This is a genomic window from Novosphingobium sp., from assembly GCF_031424035.1.
In the GTDB taxonomy this organism is placed as follows: domain Bacteria; phylum Pseudomonadota; class Alphaproteobacteria; order Sphingomonadales; family Sphingomonadaceae; genus Novosphingobium.
This window is the reverse complement of record NZ_JANPGP010000131.1, coordinates 31,255-50,212: the sequence shown is the minus strand read 5'-3', so window position 1 is coordinate 50,212 and position 18,958 is coordinate 31,255. Positions and strand designations below refer to the sequence as shown.

Sequence of the window (18,958 nt, the reverse complement as noted above, 5' to 3'; positions counted from 1 at the left end):
GGCGACGAGAGCGATCTTGCGCATGTATATAATCCTTGAGCGAGTGGACCCCGTTCGAACCCTTGGCCCAATGCCGCGGAGTCGCCCGGTAAAGCCAACCTATCCGGTAGACTTCACGGCGACAAATAATGCGAATGTTTGTGGGATGCAAGCATTAGTCACCAACCCGCTGGGGGCAGGAGGCGAATCTGGCGGATTACCGCCGATTTTTGTTTTATGGCAGGCAATTGTGGCAAGCTTATGGCCACAGGTTTTTGGCTCTCGCAGGTTCCATGGCCCCGCAATGGTGCTAGAGAATCGTCCATGGAATCGCGGCAGCACCTCTATCTCGTCGATGGCTCAGCCTATATTTTCCGCGCCTATCACCGCCTGCCGCCTCTGACCAATCCGCAGGGAACCCCGGTCGGCGCGGTCTATGGCTATACGACGATGCTGTGGAAACTGGCGGATGACCTGCACAAGGCCGATGGCCCGACCCACCTCGCCGTGATCCTCGACGCATCGAGCAAGAGCTTCCGCAACGAGATCTACGATCAATACAAGGCCAACCGTCCGCCCCCGCCCGAAGATCTGGTGCCCCAGTTCCCGCTGATCCGCGATGCCACCCGCGCTTTCAGCCTGCCCTGCATCGAAGTGCTGGGTTTCGAAGCGGATGACCTGATCGCCTCCTATGCCCGCGCGTCGACCGAACGCGGTTGGGACGTGACCATAGTATCATCCGACAAGGACCTGATGCAGCTGGTCGGCAAATGCAGCGACAAGGCTGACGGCAGCGGTGGTGGCTGCATCGACATGCTCGATACGATGAAGAACCTGCGGATCGACGTGCCCGAAGTGATCGAGAAGTTCGGCGTGGTCCCCGAACTGGTCGGCGACGTGCTCGCGCTGATGGGCGATTCGGTTGATAACGTGCCCGGCATTCGCGGTATCGGACCGAAGACCGCGACCAAGCTGATCCAGGAACACGGCAACCTTGAAGCCGCGCTTGCCGCCGCTCCCGAAATGAAGGCCGGCAAACTGCGCGAAAGCCTGATCGAACAGGCCGACATGGCGCGGCTGTCTCGCGTGCTGGTGCAGCTCAAGGAAGACTGCCCGCTGCCGATGCCGCTGGACGATTTCAAGCTCGACCAGATCCCGCCCGACCCGCTCGCCGATTTTCTCAGCGAACACGGCTTCCACAGCCTGCTCAAGCGGCTGGGCGAAGGGCGCGGCAGCCCTGAGCGGCGCAACGATCTCAATCCCGCCAAGCCGGTTACCGCTGCTGTCGCGAGCCCGCCCGAGGGCAACCGTCAGACCTTGCCGGCGATGCCTGCGGTCGATCGCAGCACCTATGAATGCGTGCAGACGCGCGCGCGGCTCGAACACTGGATCGAGCGCGCCCATGCCGCGCGGCTGGTGGCGTTCGACACCGAAACCTCGTCACTCGATTCGATGGTGGCCGATCTGGTCGGGGTCAGTCTGGCACTCGGCCCGAACGATGCCTGCTACATTCCGCTCGGCCACGGCGGCACCGACATGTTCTCGGAAAAGCCGCAGCAAGTGGACCGCGTCGAAGCTCTGGCGCTGCTGAAGCCGCTGCTGGAGAGCGAGGCCGTGCTCAAGGTTGGCCAGAACGCCAAGTACGACATCACCCTGTTCGCGCGCTCTGGCATCGCCGTCACCCCGGTCGATGACACGATGGTCATGTCCTTCGACCTCGACGCTGGCCGCTCGCTCGACGGGATCGGTGGCGGTCACGGCATGGACGAGCTGTCGCAGCGTCATCTTGGCCACACCACGCTGACCTTCAAGGAGATCTGCGGCACCGGCAAGAAGCAGATATCCTTTGGCGAAGTGCCGCTCGATCGCGCCACCGAATATGCCGCTGAAGACGCCGACATCACATGGCGCTTGCACCGCGTGCTGAAACCACGCCTCAGCGAGGAAGGCGGCACCCGAATCTATGAGCGCGTCGACCGGCCGCTGATCAGCGTCGTCGCCCAGATGGAGCGCCACGGCATCAAGGTCGACCGCGAGCGGCTGGCCGGCCTCTCCGCGACTTTCGCCACCGAAATCGCCAAGCTTGAGGCCGAGATTCACGGCATGGCAGGCCAGGAATTCACCATCGGCAGCCCCAAGCAGCTGGGTGATATCCTGTTCGACAAGATGGGCTTCAAGGGCGGCAAGAAAGGCAAGACCGGACAATATTCGACCGACCAGTCGGTGCTGGAAAGCCTTGCCGGTGAGGGTTCGGGGATTGCCGGAAAAGTGCTCGAATGGCGGCAACTGAGCAAGCTGCGCTCGACCTATACCGAGGCGCTGCAGGCGGCGATCAACCCGCGCACGGGCCGCGTGCATACCAGCTACAGTTTGGTCGGCGCGCAAACCGGACGCCTTTCCTCGACCGAGCCGAATCTCCAGAACATACCGATCCGCACCGAGATCGGCCGCCAGATCCGTGATGCTTTCGTGGCCGAGCCCGGCAATGTCCTGCTCGCCGCCGACTACAGCCAGATCGAGCTGCGGCTCGCCGCGCATATGGCCGATGTGCCCGAACTGAAGGAAGCCTTCGCCGCCGGCGAGGACATTCACGCCCGCACCGCGCAGGAAATGTTCGGCACGGTCGACCGCGACACCCGCGCGCGGGCAAAGACTGTTAACTTCGCCATTCTTTATGGTATCAGCCGCTGGGGGCTTGCAGGCCGGTTGGGGATTCCGGCGGAAGAGGCACAGGCGGTGATCGACCTCTATTTCAAGCGCTTCCCGGGCATCCAGCGCTACATTCACGACACGCTGGAAAGCGTGCGCGGGCGCGGCTATTCGGAGACTCTGTTCGGCCGCAAGACGTGGTTCCCGCGCATTTCCTCGTCCAACGGGGCCGAGCGGCAGGGCAGCGAGCGGGCTGCGATCAACGCACCGATCCAGGGCACCAGCGCTGACATCATCAAGCGCGCGATGGTGCGCATGACCCCGGCGTTGATCGATGCCGGTCTGCCGAACGTAAAAATGCTGCTGCAGGTCCACGACGAACTGGTCTTCGAACTGCCTGAAGGCGACGTCGCCGCCGCCAGCAAGGTGATCGAGCGCGTCATGGCCGATGCGGCGGAGCCTGCAGTCAAGCTTGACGTGCCACTGGGCGTAGAGATCGGCACCGGACTGAGCTGGGGGGCAGCGCACTGACCCCACGGGTCAATGCTGCAAGTGCCATGGAAACCGGGCGTTACCCCAAGTCATCCAACCCGTACCGTCCCAAGGGGCAGGTGCTGCGCGATGCGAAGATGTGGTGGAATTCCACGCGCAACGACGGCTTCGGCGTGCTCATCGCGCTGGGGGCGCTGCTGCTGTTGGCGATGATCCTCGTCTGGGACACGGTGCGCGCCGAACAACGCCAGCGCGTGCAGGCCGAACGCACCGACCACGTCATCACGCTCCTGCACGAGATCATCGAGCATACGACCAGCGCCGAATCCGGCCAGCGCGGCTATTTCATCACCACCGACCGCCGTTATCTCGCGCCCTATGAAACGGCGCGGAAGGCCTTTCGCTCGACACTGGGCGAGTTGAAAACCTTCACCGCGGACGATCCGCAAGCCATCAGCCAGGACCTTGTCGCGCAGATCAGCACGCTGACCGAGACCAAGTTCGGCGAGCTTGAAGAATCCGTCACCCTGATCGCGCGCGGCGAAATCGAGGTCGCGCGGACCCGCATCCTGACGGGCAAGGGCCTGCAAACCATGGAGCAACTGCGCGCCGCCGTTTCCCGGTTTGAGGACATGGAGCGCGAGCAATTGCTCTATGCCAGCGAGCGGGCTGCATCGGCCGAGGCGCGCATCGTGCCGGGGCTGGTTCTGATGTTCCTGATGATCCTCGCCGTGCTGGCGCTCGGCATGTGGCAGGTGCGCCGGCTGATCGATGCCGAAGTGCGCGCCGCCCACGCAGATGAACTGGCCGAAGCGCGCGACCGCGCCGACCTGCTCAGCCGTGAACTCAATCACCGGATCAAGAACCTGTTCGCCGTTGTTCTCGCCATCGTGCGGATGTCGGGCCGGGGCGATCCCGATGCCAAGCCGGCGCTTGACCGGGTCGCCACGCGCATTTCTGCATTACTCAATGCCCACGAACTTACCCAGAGCGGCGGGGCGGCGGCGGGCGCGCACCTTGGCAAGCTGATCGAAACGGCCGTCGCGCCCTATCGCTCTGACGCCCACAAGTGCGATATCGCCGGGCCCGAACTGATCCTGTCAGACGCGCATGCGCTGCCGCTGGGGCTGGTGCTGCACGAACTGGCGACCAATGCCGTGAAATACGGTTCCTGGTCGCAGCCCGGCGGGCTGGTCAAGGTGCAATGGACCATCGCCGACGATCAGGAAGCCACGGTGACCTGGGAAGAGCATTGCAGCTTCACCCCGCCCGAACACGCGGCGGACGAGCGGATCGGCTTTGGCACCAAGCTGGCGGAAAGCTCCGCCCGGCAATTGCAGGGCAGCATCGAGCGCGAATACGCCCCGCACGGCCTTGTGCTGCGGCTGGTCTTCCCGGTCGGCCAACTGACCGAACCCGAAGCGGAAGACTGAACGCCTTCCGCTTCGGATTTATGGCTACCCGTGCTTCTTCGGACGGATCGGTTCGACCATGCCCGGGGCAAGGAAGCCGATCTGAGTGACGGCCATGGCGCGCTTCTTGAGTTCGCCCTTCATCCGCCCGTATTCCGCTTCCATTTCCTCGGTCACTGTTGCGCGGCTGTCTGCCAGGGCCGCCTCGAAGTCCTCCGCCGAAACCGTCTTCGCCTTCGCGCCCGAGCGACGGATGGCATTGAGGCCGGCGCGGCGGACCACGTCTTCCAGATCGGCGCCGGTGAAGCGTTCGGTCTGGGCGGCGATGGCTTTCAGGTCGACGTCCTTGGCCAGCGGCATTTTCGCCGTGTGGATACCAAGGATCTGCACGCGGCCTTCGGCGTTGGGCGTGCCGACATAGATCAGCTCGTCAAGCCGGCCGGGGCGCATGATCGCCGGATCGACGAGGCCGGGGCGATTGGTCGCACCAATCAGGATGACCGACTGCAATTCCTCCAGCCCGTCCATTTCGGCGAGGATCGTGTTGACCACGCGGCCGGTAACCTGCGGCTCGTTGGCGCCTGATCCGCGCGCGGGAACCAGACTATCGATCTCGTCAATGAAGATCACGCAGGGCGCGACCTGACGGGCGCGCGCGAACAGGCGGCTGATCTGCTGCTCGCTCTCGCCGTACCATTTGGACAGCAGGTCGCTGCTCTTGATCGAGATGAAGTTCGCCTCGCTTTCCTTGGCGACCGCCTTGGCGAGCAGGGTCTTGCCGGTTCCGGGAGGGCCATAAAGCAGGAATCCCTTGGCCGGACGGATGCCGAGCCGGTGGAAGGCATCGGGGTGCTTCAAGGGCAACTCGATACCTTCGCGCAGGCGCTCTTCCGCTTCGGGCACACCGCCGACATCGCCCCAGCCGATATTCGGCACCTGGACCATGACTTCGCGCATGGCGCTCGGCTGGACGCGCTTCAATGCCTCGACAAAGTCATTTCGCGTGACTGACAGGTTCTCGAGCACTTCAGGCGGGATCGTCTGCGCTTCCAGATCAAGCTGCGGCATGATCCGGCGCACCGCCTCGATCGCGGCCTCGCGGGCCAGCGCGGCAAGATCCGCGCCGACGAAGCCGTGGCTGGTGCGCGACAGTTCATCGAGATCGACGTCCTTCGCCAGCGGCATTCCGCGAGTGTGAATGCCGATGATCTCGCGGCGGCCCTTCTCGTCCGGCACGCCGACGATGATTTCGCGGTCGAACCGGCCGGGCCGTCGCAGCGCCTCGTCGATCGCGTCGGGCCGGTTGGTGGCGGCGATGACGACCACGTTGGAGCGCGCATGAAGCCCATCCATCAGCGTCAGCAACTGGGCGACCAGCCGCTTTTCCGCTTCGCCTTGCACGTTCGAGCGCTTGGGCGCGATCGAATCGATCTCGTCGATGAACACGATCGACGGCGCATTCGCAGCCGCGTCTTCAAACACCTCGCGCAGGCGCCGTTCGCTCTCGCCATAGGCCGAGCCCATGATTTCCGGGCCGTTGATCGTGATGAAATGCGCATCACTTTCATTGGCAACCGCGCGCGCCAGCCGCGTCTTGCCGGTTCCTGGCGGGCCATGCAGCAGCACGCCCTTCGGCGGATCGACGCCGAGCCGGGTGAACAGTTCGGGATAGCGCAGCGGCAGCTCGACCATTTCGCGCAGCTGGCGGATGGTATCGCCCATGCCGCCAACGTCATCGTAATTGACGTCGGCGCGGCCGGTCGATGCTTCCTCATATTCCTCGCGCAGTTCGACTTCGGTATTCTCGTCGATGTGGACGATGCCCTTGGGGGTCGTGGCGACGACCATCAGGCGGATCTGGGTGAGCGCATAGGCCGGCGCGTTGAACATGCGCGCAACCTGGGGCGGCATATCGCGCACCTGCTGCTGTCCCGCCGTGGCGACAAGGTCACCGGCGAGCAGCGGCCGTTCGAAGAAATTGCGGCGCAGCGCCTCGGCCGGTCCCTGCAGACGCATTTCGCGCTGGGCGGGCGCAAAGACCACGCGGGTGGCGGGGCGCGATTCGACAGAGCGCACCTCGACATGGTCGCCCGAACCGACATCGGCATTGGCGCGCTGCAGGCCATCGAGCCGGATCACTTCCAGCCCTTCGTCTTCGGGATAGGCGAGCAGGACGCGCGCCGGGGTCGATCGCTTGCCGACGATCTCGATCACGTCGCCTTCGGTCACGCCGAGGCGGGCAAGCGTGGACTTCGGCACGCGGGCAATGCCGTGGCCGCTTTCCTCCTGCCGCGCTGCCGCAACCTGCAGCTTCACCGTGTCGTCCTGCTTGGCTTTCGCTTGCGCCATCAATTCGTCCCTCTGCAGTCCTGCCCCATCATCCGGGGAACGGCGAAGCTAGGAACTGGTTCCGGCGATTGCAAATGGTGGCTTGGTCGGGAGGACCGGAAAGCCGGCCGAAAGCGCCGGCCTGCCGGGGGTAATCGCGAGACAAAAAAAGGCCCGGTCGTTTCCGACCAGGCCCATGAAGTCTTTGGGAGAGGATGCCTGAAAGGCCTGATCGTTATTCCCCGACTCGATTTATTGTGCAAGTGCGAAATGCGCATTTTCGATTGCAAAGTTTGCAACCATCCACGTTTATACGTGTGAATTAGCGAAAATCGTTCGACAATTCACCCAAGCTTATCGGGTTTCGGTTGAAACCAGACTGATTCTGCTCAGGTTTTGTTGCGATGCAGCAGGGTCAGTGCGCCAGTAGCAAAGCCGGCCCGTGTCGCATTTCCAGCATCGACCGGGTCACCCCGCCGAACAGATATTCGCGCACCCGGCTGTGTCCAAAGGCACCCATGACCAGAAGCCCGGCCCCGCGCAGGGTGATTTCGCGCAGCAAGGTATCTTCGACAGAGCCGAGTCTCGGCAGCACCGCCTGCTCCGCGCCGATCCCGTGGCGCGACAAATAGGCGAGGGCATCGGTGGCCGGCCATGCCGAAGGGACATCTTCGACCGTGATGACCGTCACTTCCACCGCGCTTTTTAGCAATGGCACGGCGGCGCGCAGGGCGTTTGCCGCCTCGGCGCTGCCATCCCAGGCAATGCAGACCCGTTCGACCGGGAAAGTGACCGGCGCTTCGTCGCTGACCGCCAGCACCGGGCAGCGCAGCGCCAGCGGCAAGTCCCCGGCCAGCGGGTCGCCGCGCGATACGATGGCGAGGTCAGCCAGTCGCCCGGCCTCGACCATGGCATCCAGCGCCTCGCTTTCAGCGCGCAGCACGGTGCAGGGCACGTCTTCATGGGCGAGATGGGCGTCGATCGAGCGGGCATAGGCATTGTCATCGGCGACTGCTTCCTGCAGCGCCTCGGTCACCACGCTCGCGCCGCCCATGGCATCGACGGCGGTGAAGCGCATCACTGGCGTATCAACCAGCAGGGTGACATGGCCGCCGGTCATGCGGGCAATCGACAGGCCGGCCTCGATCCTACCTGTGGCAGCGGGGGTGCGATCGGCGAGAATGAGAAGGGAGCGCATCGGCGAAACTCCTTTAAGAGTGAATGACCCTGTACCCCGTTCCGACCATATCCGTGGCCTTTGCGCCATGATCCACGTCAAATCGGTTCCTTCACGCAACAAATGGTACCCGGCGGCCCCTCGGCGCAATTGCCCGTCCCACAGCGTTCGGCTAGGCACAGCGCAAAGCGAACCCGGAGTGACAATGAACAAGCTCTATCCCGATGCAGCCTCCGCACTTGATGGCGTGCTGCGCGATGGCATGCTGATCGCCAGCGGCGGCTTCGGCCTTTGTGGCATTCCCGAACGGCTGATTGACGCCATCGCCGCAGCCGGCGTGAAGGACCTGACCTTTGCCAGCAACAATGCCGGGATCGACAACGAAGGCATCGGCAAGCTGCTGCGCACGCGGCAGGTGAAGAAGATGATCGCCTCCTACGTGGGCGAGAACAAGGAGTTCGAGCGCCAGTACCTTGCCGGGGAGCTTGAGGTCGAATTCTGCCCGCAAGGCACTCTGGCCGAACGCATGCGCGCCGGCGGCGCGGGCATTCCGGGGTTCTATACCAAGACCGGCGTCGGCACCCTTGTGGCCGAAGGCAAGGAAGCCAAGCACTTCGCCGATTCGAGCGGCACCGATCAGGAGTACATCCTCGAACGCGGCATCTTTGCCGACCTTGCCATCGTCAAGGCATGGAAGGCCGACAAGACCGGCAATGTCGTGTTCCGCAAGACCGCGCGCAATTTCAACGTGCCCGCCGCCACCTGCGGCAAGATCACCGTGGTCGAAGTGGAAGAGATCGTCGAGGTCGGCACGCTTGATCCCGATGCGATCCACTTGCCCGGCGTCTACGTCCAGCGGCTGGTGCTGGGCGCGCCTTACGACAAGAAAATCGAGTTCCGTACCGTACGTGACCAGGAGATGGGTTGATGACTACAGCGGGGCTTGGAACGGGGGCGCTGAAAGCAGGACTGGCGCTCGGCGCGCTGCTGGCCTTGCAGGGCTGCGTGGCGGCAGCGATCCCGGTCCTCGCGGGTGCGACCATCGCCAAGAAGCGGACCGAAGGCCCAAAGGACGGCAGCCGCCAGTCGGATGCCTCGGCCCCGGCCAAGGAGGTTCGCAAGGCGGTCTTCGTTGGTGAGGAAGCCCCAAAGGCAACGCTGGCGCCAACCGTGGTGACCGAAACCGTCGCCGTGCCCACCGGCCCGGCCCAGCCCCGGATGTACACCGTGGTTGACCTTCCCGCCTCGTCGCTGCCCGCGCCCGCGCCGCAACCGACGCTCGTAACCAAAGGCGCGGTCGCTGACGCCCCGCAGCAGGTCGCCCCAGCCCCCGCCCCCGCCCCGGTTCCCGAGCCTGCCTCGCTCGCACTTGCGCCGATCGAAGCGAAGATCGAGCCGGCACCGGCACTCGCGCAAGTTCCGCTTCCAGCCGCCGCGCCGCCCGCCGAACTCGTCACCGCCCCTGCCCCGCGCCCGGCAGCCGGTGCGCGCGTGATGATGCCCGCTGCACCGATCCCGGTTGCGGCCCGTAGCGCGGGCTATCTCGGCCTCACGTCCTACGCCTTGTCGCGCGCATCCTCGCCGATGGCCGATGCCGTGCTTGACGTGATCGACCCCAACGACCCGCTCAGCGCCCCGCGCCGCGCCCAGTGCGGCAAGTTGCAACCCGCCGTGCTGATCGACCTCGATCCCGAACTGAACGTGTTCGACCCCGCCGCCGCTGCCGCGCAGCCCGGCCTCGCCGAGGCGCTCTCCGCGCTGCGCGCCGCCGGGATCACCGTGATGTGGACCAGCGCCCTGCAAGTCGAGCAGGCCGAAAAGGTTTCCGCCGCCTTGGCGCGCGCCGGGCTCGATCCCAGCAAGACCGACCGGCTGCTGCTGCTCAAGGGCCCGGGTGACCGCAAGCAGGCACGCCGGCTCTCCGCCGCACGCAACTGGTGCGTCGTCGCCATGGCCGGCGACCGTCGCGGCGATTTCGACGAAGCCTTCGATTACCTCAAGGACCCGGACACCCAGATTCCCGCCGACCGCCTGTTCGGCAACGGCTGGTTTCTCGCCCCGGCTCCGATGCCATGATGGCAGCATTGCTGAAGCCGCTGGGCTTTGAACGCCGGCATCCGGGGGAATTGGACATCAATGTGATGGGACCTCTCCCCCCCGATGCCGCCGAATTGGCGAGGCTTTGGGTGAACTCAGATCGCTCGTTCGTCGGGGTATCGCGCTCCAAAAGCTGGACGCCTGAGTTGCTTGGCGCACTTCTGATCGAGTGCGCTCATACAGCGGCAACGACATTTGCCGCAAATGACTCCCTGACTGAATCAGAGGCGCTGGCTCGCATTTTGAATGGCATGGACGAAGAACGTCTAAGGTTGAAGGAAGCAGAATGACCACTCACGACGGCCTGACCAAGGGCTGGACCCGCGATGAAATGGCTGCCCGCGCCGCGCAGGAATTGCAGGACGGCTATTACGTCAACCTCGGCATCGGCATTCCGACGCTGGTGGCGAACCATGTGCCCGAAGACATTACCGTCACGCTGCAGAGCGAAAACGGCATGCTCGGCATCGGGCCGTTTCCCTATGACGACGAGGTTGACGCCGACCTGATCAATGCCGGCAAGCAGACGATCAGCGAACTGCCGCACTCGGCCTATTTCGACAGCGCGCAGTCCTTCGCGATGATCCGCGGCGGGCATATCGACCTTACCGTGCTCGGCGCGATGGAAGTGGCCGAGAATGGCGACATCGCCAACTGGATGATCCCGGGGAAGATGATCAAGGGCATGGGCGGCGCGATGGACCTCGTCGCCGGGGTCAAGAAGATCATCGTCGTCATGGAACACTGCGCCAAGGATGGCAGCGCCAAGTTCATCCCGGCCTGCACCCTGCCGCTGACGGGTCGCAATGTAGTCGACATGATCGTCACCGACCTCGCCGTGTTCCAGCGCCCCGATCACGCATCGCCCTTCCGCCTGATCGAATGTGCCCCCGGTGTGACGCCGCAGGAAGTCCGCGAGAAGACCACCGCGCACTACGTCGATTGAAGGAACCCGCCTTGGGCTACACCCTGATCACCGCGAACCGCAATTATTCGAGCTGGTCACTGCGGCCATGGGTGCTGATGAAGGCGCTTGGCCTGCCGTTCGAGGACCGGATCGAGCCCTTCACCAAGCCGTCGAACTACGACGAATTCCGCAGCTTTTCGCCGACCGGCCAAGTCCCGGTACTAATCGACGGTGAGCGGCGGGTGCATGATTCGCTGGGCATCACGCTCTATCTCGCGGACCGGCACAAAGGCGTCTGGCCCGCCGATGCTGATGCCCGCGCATGGGCGCAAGGCGTGATCGCGGAAATGCACGCCGGGTTCTCGGCGCTGCGGGGCGACTGCACGATGAATGTCGGCGTGCGGGTCAAGCCCAAGCCCATGTCCCCCGCCCTTACCGCCAATGTCGCGCGGATTGCCGAGATATTCGCCGAGGGCCTGTCGCGCTTCGGCGGGCCGTGGCTGGCCGGCGCGGAGTTCACCGCCGCCGATGCTTTCTTCGCGCCCGTCGCCTTCCGCATCCGCACCTACGGCCTTGATGTCGGCGCGGGGCAGGCCTGGGTCGACCATGTCCTCGCCCATCCGGCCATGCGCGACTGGGAGGCCGAGGCGCTGGCCGAGACCTGGCGCGAGGCAAGCCATGAGGCAGAACTGGCCGAAGCCGGCGAAATCACCGCCGATTATCGCGCACGCGCCTGACTATCTGGCCCGATGTGGTCACCGGGCATTGCCTTAGCCCGGCAGATCACTACCTTCAGGCGGTAACGCGCGCAGGAGGTGCCGCCCATGTCTCAGCTTCAGGATATTCCGCTTTCCCGCATTGACGGGTCGTATGACACGCTGGGCGATCATCGCGGCAAAGTGCTGCTGGTGGTCAACACCGCGTCGAAATGCGGCCTGACGCCGCAGTACGAAGGGCTTGAGGCGCTTTATAAGCGGTTCAAGGATCAGGGTTTCGAAGTGCTGGGCTTCCCGGCCAACGATTTTGCCGGGCAGGAACCGGGAACAGATTCGGAGATCGCGGATTTCTGCTCTGTGAATTACAACGTTTCCTTCCCGATGTACGCCAAGGGCGATGTCACCGGCCCGGCCAAGCAGCCACTTTATGCTGCGCTTACCGCCGAGATGCCGATGAAACAGGGCAATGCCGAAGAGTGGCGCGAAAAGCTGCGCGGGCATGGTCTCAGCCCCACCGAAGACCCCGAAGTGCTGTGGAATTTCGAGAAGTTCCTGATCGGCCGCGATGGCAATGTTGCCGCGCGGTTCTCTCCCGCGACCCCGCCGGAGGACATTTCGCTCGTCGGCGCGATCGAGGTGGAGCTGGCCAAGGCCGGTTGATCGGCATGGGCCAAACCATCCCCGTCAAATCGAGCTGGAGCTTCCGCGACCGTTATCTCGACGTTCTCGCCTCGGTGTACATCTACAACGAGCACCGGGGCTATACCGCGCTGGACCGCGTGCTCGAAGCCGTGCGCGCCTGCCATCCGGACGATCACGAATTCATCGCCCAGATCGAAAAGCACCGCGCGGACGAGTACAAGCACTACATGATGTTCAAGCGCTGGTTCGAGCGGCAGGGCAAGATGCCGCTCGCGCTCGACCGGCGGGTCGGCCACATCGACCGCTTCATTCTCAAGGCCTTTGGCTGCGAGATCGACGAGCTTGATACCGGCAGCATCATCGCGCGTAAGCAAGATTTCGAGAAGCTGTGCCGGGTGATCATCCTCACCGAACAGCGCGGCCTGCGGCAGGTGGAGATCCTGCTGGAAAATGCCCACGTGCTGGCCGACCCGATCATGGCGCGCATCTTCCGCATCGTTCACAAGGACGAGCCCGACCATTTTGAACCCTATGCCCAATGGCTGACCCGCACCGGCCGCGAAGGCCCGCGCTGGATCGAGAAATGGACCGACTTCTGGATCCACCGCGCGCTGCTGTTCGGCCACATCCCGGCGATCTTCCTCGATCCCGGCATGGCCCGGATGGATCACTGGCCGCACGAGGAAGACGCGGAGACTGGCATCCCGCCCGAGCAGACGCTCGCCGCTTGACTTCTGACTGACATTACGGCTATTTCTGTCTTTACAGAAATTAGTGAGTCGCCGTGATGACCGCGCTGATCGACATTCCCGAGGCCCAAGCCTTCATCCTCCACTGGGGGGAGATGGGCAACCAGTGGGGCGTCAACCGTTCGGTCAGCCAGGTTCACGCGCTGCTCTACCTGTCCGACCGCCCGCTGCATGCCGAGGAAATCTGCGACGCGCTTGGCCTCGCTCGGTCAAATGTCTCCACTGCGCTCAAGGAATTGCAGTCCTATCGCATCGTCCGGCGTACGCACGTGGCTGGCGATCGCCGCGATCATTTCGTGGCGGAGAGCGACCTGTGGGATCTGCTCACCAATGTCGTGACCGAGCGCAAGCGGCGCGAGGTCGATCCGACGATCGCCATGCTGGACAAGCTTGCAGCAGAACTGCGTGACCGCAAGGACGTGCCCGCCCACGTGCGCGAACGCATCGTGCAGATGCAGGAATTCATGGGCACTCTGGCCGGCTGGTACGATGACGTGCGCCGCCTGCCCAAAAGCACCCTCGTCACCTTGATGAAACTGGGCAGCAAGGTCGCCCGCTTCATCCCCGGCAAGGCCAAATCCGACAGCTGATCTGAAAGGAGTTTCACCCGCTTGCGTACAGCCACAATTATCAGTTTCTGTTTTTACCGAAATGACAGGAGGAAACGATGATCACCATTGCCTATATTCTCTACCTCGCCATCGCCATCGGCCTGACCGTGTGGGTGGCGCGCACCTTGTCCAGCAACGGCGAGGTGTTCCTGATCGAATGCTTCGGCCATGACGTGACCCTGGCCAAGTCCACCAACCATTTGCTGGTGGTCGGCTTCTACCTCGTCAACCTCGGCTTCATCCTGCTGACCCTGCAGTTCGGCGATGAGCCAGTGACCGTGCCCGACATGATCCGCTTCCTGTCCAGCAAGGTCGGGCTTGCCGTGGTCGTGCTGGGATTCATGCACTTCTTCAACATGAATGCGATTGCCAAGTTCGGCCGCAAGGTGGGCCGCTGGCTGCACGAAGCGAGCTACGAAGTCGCAGCGCGTGAGGCGCGGACAGGCGACGCCTGAACTGACGAGTCATGGCTCGAATGAAGGGGGGAGCAATCCCCCCTTTTTCGTATCCTCAGTAAACGCCGAAAAGCTTGGCGCTGGCCACCAGCAATACGGCGCCCATGACCTTGATCACCTTGGGCGAGGTCAGCTTGATGCCAAGCGTGGTTCCGGCGATCCCGCCCAGCAATACCGCCCCGGCATAGAGGGGTAATTGCGGCGGCAGGGCCTGAACCTGCGCCAGATTGCCCAGCAAGCCCGAAGCGGAATTCGCCAGGATGAACAGCGCGGCCACTCCGCTCGCCGGCTTGGGCAGCGACCAGGCCATGAACATGAGCAAAGGCGAGAGGAAAATGCCGCCCCCGGTCCCAGTGAGGCCGGACAGAAGGCCAATGCCGGCTCCGCACAGTACGGCGATCCAAACCGGCGGGTCGCGCCATTCGGTCTGTGCCTTCATCGGTCTGGGCCAAAGCAGACGAAGTCCGGCATACAGTAGCACGGCACCCACCAGTGGGCGGTAATATTCGCCTGGCACCTTCAGCCCGCCGCCAATGAAGGCGAAGGGCAGTGATCCGATCAGGAAAGGCCACAAGGTGCGCCAGCGGAATTGGCCGGCGCGGAAATAGCGTACCGTTCCCAAACTGGAGACAATCAGATTGAGCACCAGTGCAGTCGGCTTCATCACCGGCTGCTGCACACCGAACAGCGCCATCAGGGCAATATAGGCCGATGAACCACCGTGGCCGACGCTTGAATAAAGCGTGGCCCCGACCAGCATGGCGAGCGCGAGGAGATAATCGGTCTGGCTGAAATCCATTCCCATTCTTCCTCAGTCCAAAATCAGCCCAGCGCGGCCTTCAGGTCTTCGACCAGATCGGTGCGTTCCCACGGGAAGAGGTCGCCCTCTGCCTTCTGGCCGAAGTGGCCATAGGCTGCCGTCTTGCGGTAGATCGGCTTGTTGAGCCCGAGGTGCGTACGGATGGCGCGCGGGGTCAGGCCGCCGAGCTTTTCGATGCCCATGATCGCGGCTTCGATCCGGTCATCACCGGCCGTGCCGGTGTCATGCGTGTCGACATAGAGCGACAACGGCTTCGACACGCCGATAGCATAGGCCAACTGGATCGTGCAGCGCGTGGCGAGGCCGGCGGCGACGATGTTCTTGGCGAGGTAGCGGGTGATATAGGCCGCCGAACGGTCAACCTTGGTCGGATCCTTGCCCGAAAACGCGCCGCCTCCGTGCGGGGCCGCGCCGCCGTAGGTATCGACGATGATCTTGCGGCCGGTCAGGCCGGCATCGCCGTCAGGTCCGCCGATTTCGAACGAGCCGGTCGGGTTGATATGATATTCAGTCTCGCGCAGCAGCACAGGAGGGATGACGTCAGCAATCACGCGGCGGACGTATGATTCAAGCTCCGCATAGAGTGCGGGGTCAGCATGTTCCCCCGTAAGGCAATAGCCCCGCTTATGCTGAGTACTGACAACCACGGCGGTCGCGGCAACTGGCAAGCTGCCTTCGTAGCGCAGCGTGACTTGGCTCTTGGCGTCAGGCTCAAGGAATGGTGCAGCGCCCGACTTGCGATCGTCCGCCATGCGTTTAAGAATCTTGTGGCTGTAGTACAACGTCGCGGGCATGAGATCGGGGGTTTCGTCAGTCGCGTAACCGAACATGATGCCCTGATCGCCCGCGCCTTCATCCTTGTTGTCGCCGGCATCTACACCCTGCGCGATGTGTTCCGACTGGCCGTGGAGGCGGTTGATGAATTCGAACTTTTCCCAGTGGAAGCCGTCCTGTTCATAGCCGATCTCGCGCACGGTCTTGCGCACCGTGGCTTCGATTTCTTCCTTGGCACCAGCGGCCCATTCGCCGTTTTCATAGACACCCTTGCAGCGGATTTCGCCGGCGAGGACAACGAGCTGGGTCGTGGTCAGCGTTTCACAAGCGATGCGCGCCTCGGGATCCTTCGACAGGAAAAGATCGACGATCGAATCGCTGATCTGGTCCGAAACCTTGTCGGGATGGCCTTCTGAGACGGATTCGGAAGTGAACAAGTACGATTCGCGCATGATCGATCCTGATATAAAGAAATCGTTATATGGCTCACTCCCTAGCGGCGTGCGCGCGCCAAGACAAGCAGGGACAGGCCAAGAAGAATTGTCGCAAGACCAAGCGGGAGCATATTGCCGAAACGCGCAAACAGCGTCGGCGCATGGGCAGGCGGGATCTTGCCATCGAGTCGCGCGGCGGTGAAGCGTGGGATCTGCGCGCGGACGATGCCATCGGCGTCAATCACCGCGCTGATGCCATTGGTTGTCGCGCGCAGGACCGGCAGGCCCTCCTCGATGGCGCGCAGCCGCGCCTGGGCAAGGTGCTGCGGCGGACCCCAGGCACCGAACCAGCCGTCGTTCGAGGGGTTGAAGATATAGTCGGGTCGGTTGGCGCGGTCGGCGACCTGCCCCGAAAAGACGATTTCGTAGCAGACCTGGAAGCCGGCCTTGCCATAAGCCCCGAAGTCCAATGTGCGCGGCCCCGGACCCGGTAGGAAATCGAGGCTGCCCGCCACCAGCCGTGATAGCCCCAGCGGCTCAAGCAGGGCGCGCATCGGCAGGTATTCGCCATAGGGCACCAGATGCGCCTTGGCATAGGAGCCGCGCAGCGCGCCGTCTGGCCCTAGCGCGGTAACGACATTGCGCGCACCGGTGATGTTATCGCCCTGCATCTCGAGATCCACCGCGCCGGTCAGCAGCAGCGCCCCGGGTCCAGTCACCGCGCCGATCCGCCGCCGCGCCATTGCCGGGTCGGCGGCGTAGGTCGATTCTTCATAAAAATAGCGCGGATAGCCTTCGCGCAGGTAATCCGGCACGCCGCTTTCGGGCCACAGCACCAGCCTCTCGGCTCCGCGTACTTGCTGCAGCGACAACTTGGCCAGGCGCTGGAACTGGTCCTCATAAGTGGAAGGGTTGGCGATGTCCTGCTGGGCGATATTCGGCTGGACGAGGGTATAGGCGACTTTGCCCTGTGGCGCCGAAATCAGCCCGGTGAGCCCCATCGGCACCAGCACTGCGACCAGCGCCAGGGCAGCAAGCAGGCCTCTCCGCCCGCGTCCGATGGCAAGCAGCAGGCCGGCGATCAGCACCAGCACGCCTGACAGGCCATAGGTGCCGATCGCGCGCGTCAGCGGCGCAAGACCTTGTCCATCGAAGGGCCCCAGCAGCGCCGCGCCCAGCGGGTTCCAGGCAAAGCCGGTAAACACCCAGCTGCGGAGCCATTCGGTGACGATCCACGCCCCGGCAAAGGCGAGCACCAAGGCCAGCGGCCGGCGCCGCGCGTGCCAGCTGGCCAGCGTCGCCAGCGCCGGATAGACCGCGATGTAGAACGACACGAGGAAGACCCCGACGAAGCCCAGCCACGCCGGCATTTCCGCCTGATAGGTAAAGGCTGTGGCGATCCAGAAATTGCCGGTACAGAAATGCCCGAGCGCCCAGAGCCAGCCGGTCAGGAAGGCACGCTTGCGGCTGGCGGCTGTCGCCACGGCCACGGTCAGCCAGGCAATGCCCAGCAGCGTCAGCGGCCAGAGGTGGAGCGGTTCAAAGCCAAGTGCGGCCAGCGCGCCGATCGCAGGGGCGAGCAGAAGCGGGCGGGCAAGCAGGCGTTCAGCGATACGGGTCAGTGCGGCCATTGCCCATGCTTGTGGCGGGCTTGCACGCTTGAGGCAAGCAGCCCGGCTTTCGCTATGCGCGAGAGCCGGGCGTTACCTGACTATTCCGCGGCTTCCTCGGCGGCTTCTGCCTTGGGCTTGCGGGGAGCGCGCTTGCGGGGAGCCGGTGCTTCCTCGGCAACGGGGGCTTCCTGGGCAGGTTCATCGCGCGACGGATTGATCGCCGGCGGCAGGATTGACGCGTCGAGGCCCGAGGGGGCGTCGCCGTCAGCATCGTCACGGCGCGGACGACGATCGTCACGGCGCGGGCGGAGGCCACGCGTTCCGCGATTTTCGCGCACGAAGGGATTTTCCGCCGGCTCGTAAACCTGTCCGGCCTGTTCGTCCGAAGCGCCGGCAGCAGCTGCCTGATCGTCAGTTTCGGGAGCGGTTTCCTGCGCAGCGACACGCGGTTCGCGGTCTTCGCGGGGCCGATCCTGACGGGGAGCACGCTCTGCCCGCTGGGGGCGATCTTCACGCTGCGGGCGATCCTCGCGCGGGGCGCGTTCCTCACGAGGCGCACGCTCTTCGCGCGGAGCCCGCTCTTCGCGAGGTGCACGCTCTTCACGGGGACGATCTTCGCGGCGGTTGTAGACCGGCTGGTCGAAGGCCGGAAAATCGCTGACCGGAGCGTAATCGCCCGTATCCTCGGTATTTTCCTCGCCACCTTCCTGCCAGCGTTCCTGGCGGGGGGTGCGCTGTTCTTCCTGGCGGACGCGCTGGTCAGCGATCACGCGGAAATAGTGGTCGGCGAACTGCAGGAAGTATTCCGCCTGCACCCGGTCGCCGTTGAGGTGGGCATCCGACGCCAGCTTGCGATACTTTTCCAGCATCTGCGGCGCATTGCCGCGCGCCCGGCTGTCAATCCGGTTGAGCTGCTGGCCATTGCCACCGCCACCACCGCCGCCGTTGTTCGGGCGATTGCCGCGGCCGCGCCGGCGGTTATTGTTGTTCCCACGAGTATTGTTCAAGGGTGAGTTCCTTCACCGGTTCCCGCCGCGTCTATGCCCGGCAGGGAATCGCATTGGTTGCACCACGTGCCCCTCCGACAGGCGTGGTGTCCCGAC

The 18,958-nt window shown here is 64.0% G+C and carries 17 protein-coding genes; 11 read left to right on the top strand and 6 right to left on the bottom strand.

Annotation, left to right across the window (positions count from 1 at the left end; all coding sequences use genetic code 11):
• Window positions 1–303: 303 nt before the first annotated feature.
• Both polA and RMO89_RS18310 read left to right on the top strand, forming a co-directional pair.
• Window positions 304–3,159: a DNA polymerase I gene (polA, locus tag RMO89_RS18315; RefSeq protein WP_310534961.1), complete on the top strand. Its 2,856-nt coding sequence runs from the start codon at window positions 304–306 to the stop codon at window positions 3,157–3,159.
• Between the two features lie 26 nt (window positions 3,160–3,185).
• The gene (locus RMO89_RS18310) at window positions 3,186–4,553 is read left to right on the top strand and encodes a CHASE3 domain-containing protein (protein WP_310534960.1); all 1,368 of its coding nucleotides are present in this window, start codon (window positions 3,186–3,188) and stop codon (window positions 4,551–4,553) included.
• 24 nt (window positions 4,554–4,577) lie between these two features.
• Here the strand turns inward: RMO89_RS18310 and RMO89_RS18305 are convergent, their stop codons facing one another.
• Together RMO89_RS18305 and RMO89_RS18300 are read right to left on the bottom strand one after the other, a co-directional pair.
• Window positions 4,578–6,881, bottom strand: a complete 2,304-nt coding sequence (locus RMO89_RS18305) for a CDC48 family AAA ATPase (RefSeq protein ID WP_310534959.1) — start codon at window positions 6,879–6,881, stop codon at window positions 4,578–4,580.
• Between the two features lie 394 nt (window positions 6,882–7,275).
• Entirely contained in the window at window positions 7,276–8,058 is a 783-nt protein-coding gene (locus RMO89_RS18300; RefSeq protein ID WP_310534957.1) for a universal stress protein, read from the bottom strand.
• Window positions 8,059–8,242: 184 nt separating this feature from the next.
• Between RMO89_RS18300 and RMO89_RS18295 the strand changes: the two genes are divergently transcribed.
• From RMO89_RS18295 to RMO89_RS18255, 9 genes are all read left to right on the top strand, one after another.
• On the top strand, window positions 8,243–8,965 hold the full coding sequence (locus tag RMO89_RS18295) for a CoA transferase subunit A (protein WP_310534956.1): 723 nt from the start codon (window positions 8,243–8,245) through the stop codon (window positions 8,963–8,965).
• The gene (locus tag RMO89_RS18290; protein ID WP_310534955.1) at window positions 8,965–10,113 is read left to right on the top strand and encodes a hypothetical protein; all 1,149 of its coding nucleotides are present in this window, start codon (window positions 8,965–8,967) and stop codon (window positions 10,111–10,113) included. Before RMO89_RS18295 ends, RMO89_RS18290 begins: the two co-directional genes overlap by 1 nt.
• Window positions 10,110–10,424, top strand: coding sequence for a DUF5076 domain-containing protein (locus tag RMO89_RS18285; protein WP_310534954.1), 315 nt, complete (start codon window positions 10,110–10,112; stop codon window positions 10,422–10,424). The genes RMO89_RS18290 and RMO89_RS18285 overlap by 4 nt, the downstream gene beginning before the upstream one ends.
• Window positions 10,421–11,080 (top strand): CoA transferase subunit B, encoded by a 660-nt coding sequence (locus tag RMO89_RS18280; RefSeq protein WP_310534953.1) that lies wholly within the window; start codon window positions 10,421–10,423, stop codon window positions 11,078–11,080. Before RMO89_RS18285 ends, RMO89_RS18280 begins: the two co-directional genes overlap by 4 nt.
• An 11-nt stretch (window positions 11,081–11,091) precedes the next feature.
• Complete coding sequence (locus RMO89_RS18275) at window positions 11,092–11,778, top strand: glutathione S-transferase family protein (RefSeq protein WP_310534951.1); 687 nt, start codon at window positions 11,092–11,094, stop codon at window positions 11,776–11,778.
• Window positions 11,779–11,865: 87 nt separating this feature from the next.
• On the top strand, window positions 11,866–12,417 hold the full coding sequence (locus RMO89_RS18270) for a glutathione peroxidase (protein WP_310534950.1): 552 nt from the start codon (window positions 11,866–11,868) through the stop codon (window positions 12,415–12,417).
• 5 nt (window positions 12,418–12,422) lie between these two features.
• Window positions 12,423–13,130 (top strand): ferritin-like domain-containing protein, encoded by a 708-nt coding sequence (locus RMO89_RS18265; RefSeq protein WP_310534949.1) that lies wholly within the window; start codon window positions 12,423–12,425, stop codon window positions 13,128–13,130.
• Between the two features lie 56 nt (window positions 13,131–13,186).
• Entirely contained in the window at window positions 13,187–13,738 is a 552-nt protein-coding gene (locus tag RMO89_RS18260) for a MarR family transcriptional regulator (RefSeq protein ID WP_310534948.1), read from the top strand.
• 77 nt (window positions 13,739–13,815) lie between these two features.
• Entirely contained in the window at window positions 13,816–14,214 is a 399-nt protein-coding gene (locus RMO89_RS18255) for a hypothetical protein (RefSeq protein ID WP_310534947.1), read from the top strand.
• A 55-nt stretch (window positions 14,215–14,269) separates the two neighbouring features.
• Here the strand turns inward: RMO89_RS18255 and RMO89_RS18250 are convergent, their stop codons facing one another.
• The 4 genes from RMO89_RS18250 to RMO89_RS18235 all read right to left on the bottom strand — a co-directional run bounded on the left by RMO89_RS18250 (window position 14,270) and on the right by RMO89_RS18235 (window position 18,862).
• A complete protein-coding gene (locus tag RMO89_RS18250) occupies window positions 14,270–15,013 on the bottom strand; it encodes a sulfite exporter TauE/SafE family protein (RefSeq protein ID WP_310534946.1) in 744 nt (247 codons plus the stop codon).
• Window positions 15,014–15,036: 23 nt separating this feature from the next.
• Window positions 15,037–16,260, bottom strand: coding sequence for a methionine adenosyltransferase (gene metK, locus RMO89_RS18245; protein WP_310534944.1), 1,224 nt, complete (start codon window positions 16,258–16,260; stop codon window positions 15,037–15,039).
• Window positions 16,261–16,301: 41 nt separating this feature from the next.
• Window positions 16,302–17,873 carry an apolipoprotein N-acyltransferase gene (lnt, locus tag RMO89_RS18240; protein WP_310534942.1) on the bottom strand — a complete coding sequence of 524 codons (1,572 nt, stop codon included), beginning with the start codon at window positions 17,871–17,873 and terminating at the stop codon, window positions 16,302–16,304.
• Between the two features lie 80 nt (window positions 17,874–17,953).
• Window positions 17,954–18,862, bottom strand: coding sequence for a DUF4167 domain-containing protein (locus RMO89_RS18235; RefSeq protein ID WP_310534940.1), 909 nt, complete (start codon window positions 18,860–18,862; stop codon window positions 17,954–17,956).
• Between the last annotated feature and the right edge of the window lie 96 nt (window positions 18,863–18,958).